General features: G+C 64.9%; 2 protein-coding genes. Both read right to left on the bottom strand.

What is annotated here, in order from left to right:
• Window positions 1-212: 212 nt before the first annotated feature.
• Window positions 213-992 (bottom strand): IS21-like element helper ATPase IstB, encoded by a 780-nt coding sequence (gene istB / locus THIARS_RS00005; protein WP_094158947.1) that lies wholly within the window; start codon window positions 990-992, stop codon window positions 213-215.
• 26 nt (window positions 993-1,018) lie between these two features.
• Window positions 1,019-2,563 carry an IS21 family transposase gene (gene istA / locus THIARS_RS00010; protein ID WP_094158946.1) on the bottom strand — a complete coding sequence of 515 codons (1,545 nt, stop codon included), beginning with the start codon at window positions 2,561-2,563 and terminating at the stop codon, window positions 1,019-1,021.
• Window positions 2,564-2,740 lie beyond the last annotated feature (177 nt).

Consider the following 2,740-nt stretch of genomic DNA (forward strand, 5'->3'; position numbering starts at 1 on the left):
GGTGCGTATTCCGGCGAACGTGACCGCTGATTCCGGTCATCGTGACCGATGGTGGTGTTGCGCGGCTTGATTTTAGGTTTGGCTTGCTTTGAGGGTTGGCTTTCCTTTCTCAAATTGTTGTTGAAACGGTTTCGTCAGGCCCCCGCCAGGCCGCCGGAGGCACCCCCCGATCGGGCATGTATGCATGATCCCGCTCGACAGGCATCAGAGAATCAATCGGTATCTTTGCTTGCGGGCGCCTGCGAGCCCGCCTTGCCTTTGGCCGGCACCTTCTTGCGCAACGACTCTCCGGTGAGCGTGAGTCGGTGATGGCTTTGCATCAGCCGATCCAGCATCGCGTCGGCCATCGTGGCGTCACCAATCCATTCGTGCCAATGCTCAATGGGCAACTGGCTGGTGATGATCGTGGCGCGGCTGGCCGCCCGGTCATCAATGATCTCCAGCAAATCGGCCCGCGTTTGCGCATCCATGGCCGTCATCCCCCAGTCATCGAGCAGCAACACGTCCGTGTTCTTGAGCGTGTCCAACCAACGCGTGAAGGTGCCATTGGCGTGCCGTATGCGCAGCTCCTCGCCCAGGCGGGGCACGCGTTGGTAGATGGCGCTGTGGCCACGCCTGCAAGCGTGCTGCGCCAAGGCGCACCCCAACCACGATTTGCCCGCCCCGGTGGGGCCGGTAATCAGCACCGCATGCCCGGCCTGCACCCAATCGCCCAGGGCCAGGCTCATCACCGCGCTGCGCTCAATGCCGCGCGTGCTGCGGCTGTCCAAGTCCTCAATGGCGGCCTGTGGGTATTTGAGCTTGGCCAACTTGAGCAGGCGCGCGCAGCGCCGGTCCTGCCGGCCATGCACTTCGCGGTCCACCAGCAGGGCGAGCCGCTCCTCAAAGCTCATGGCGGCCATGCCGCCGGTGCGCAGTTGCTGCTCCAGGGCCTGGGCCATGGTCTCCAGCCGCAAGCCGCGCAGCTGATTCAGGGTCGTGTTCATCATCATGGTCGTCTCGTTCTCGTGTGGGATGTTCATTGGTAGTAATCCGCGCCGCGCACATGCGCGTGCGACGGGCTCGTCCACTCGGGCGTGGTGCTGGCTTGCAGCAGGTCGCGCCGGTTCACCAAGATGTCGCGGATGTGCGTGTACTTGGAGGTGCCCAACGCGCACGCCAACACGCAGGCCGCCTCCAGGCGTGCGTCGCCGTAGCGTTTGCTCAAGGACAACAACCCCAGGCACGCTCGGTACGCGTGCTCGGGATGCCGCTGCCGCTCCAGCATCCGGCGCACCGTGAGGGCGCAGGCCACGCCGACACGCTCGCCCCAATGGATGAGCCGCTCGGGCGTCCACTGGGCCTGGGCTTGGTGCCGATCGGGCAGGTGTTCAGCCACGGTGGTGAAGCCCCCCGGGTGCGCACAGCGCCTGTGGCTGGCCACGCGTTGCCCGCGGTGCACCACCTCCACGGCACTGGCCGTGATGCGCAGCTCCAGCGCCATGCCCACCAGGGCGTGGGGCACGCTGTAGCGGTGGGCTTCGAACTCGATGTGGCTGTCGATATGCACGCGCACGGTTTTGAAGACCGCCCATTCCCAGGCTTGCAGCGGCAGCGCCATCAGCGCCGGGGCATCGATTTCCTTGAACACGCTGGCCCGGCAGCCGGGCAGCTTCTGGAAGGCGCGCTGGTTGAGGTATTCCAGCAGCGGGGCCATGGCGTCGTTGACGTCGTCGATGGTGGCGAACTGGATCTTGCGCAGGCGCGCCAAGATCCAGCGCTCCACCAGTTGCACGCTGAGCTCGACCTTGGCTTTGTCCTGTGGGTGATAAGCCCGCGCGGGCAGCACCGAGCAGCCGTAGTGGCGGGCAAAGTCGAGCACGGTGTCGTTCAACTGTGGCTCGTAGCGGTTGGCGCTTTTGACCAAGGCGCGTGGGTTGTCTGGGACGATGAGTTGCGGCACGCCGCCAAAGAAGGTCAGCGCGCGCGCCGTGGCGCCGAGCCAGTCGCAGGCCGTTTGCGCCGGCGTGGCCAGCGCGAAGCAGTAGCCCGAGGCGCCCATGGCGGCGACAAAGATGTTGGCGCGCTGGCCATTGGTCAAAGCCACCGTGGGTCCGGCGTAGTCGATGAACAGCTTCTCGCCGGCGCGGTGGACTTGGCGCATTGAGCGCTTCAGACGATTGGCAAACTGGCGGTAGTTCTCGCAGAACTGCGAGTAGCGCCAGGGTTTGACGGGATGCTCGGGGTCGTGTTCGTCGCCGGTCTGGGCGCAGTATTCCTCCCACAGCAGTGCCAGCGTCATGCCTTTGCGGCGCAGCTCCTGGTGAATGCGGCCGTAGTCGGCCTGGGCGTAGATATCGCTGGGCCGCGGTGCGGAAAGAAGCTGCCGCTCCAGGGCTGCTTCGTCCATCGCTGCCACGGTGGGCCAGTCCAGGCCGGCGGCCACGGCCAAGCCGACGTACTTGGTGACCACACCTTTGGAGATGCCCAGAGCGGTGGCTATTTGCTGGTGGGATTGCCCACCTTCGAGTTTGAGACGCAAGGCGTCTTTGAGTTTGCGCATGTTGATCCTTGGGGCGGCCATGGGGCTCCTGCAAATGCAGTGAAGCTACTTGGTCCGCCAGGTTGATTCATGCGCAACACCATTCCGGTGTCGTAGTCCAACGGCCCGGTCACGATGACCGGATTCGCCGGTCACGTTCCCGGAATCGCCCGGTCACGATGACCGGAATCAGCGGTCACGTTGGTCCGGAATACGCAC

It is taken from the genome of Thiomonas delicata (assembly GCF_900088825.1).
GTDB lineage: Bacteria > Pseudomonadota > Gammaproteobacteria > Burkholderiales > Burkholderiaceae_C > Thiomonas_A > Thiomonas_A delicata.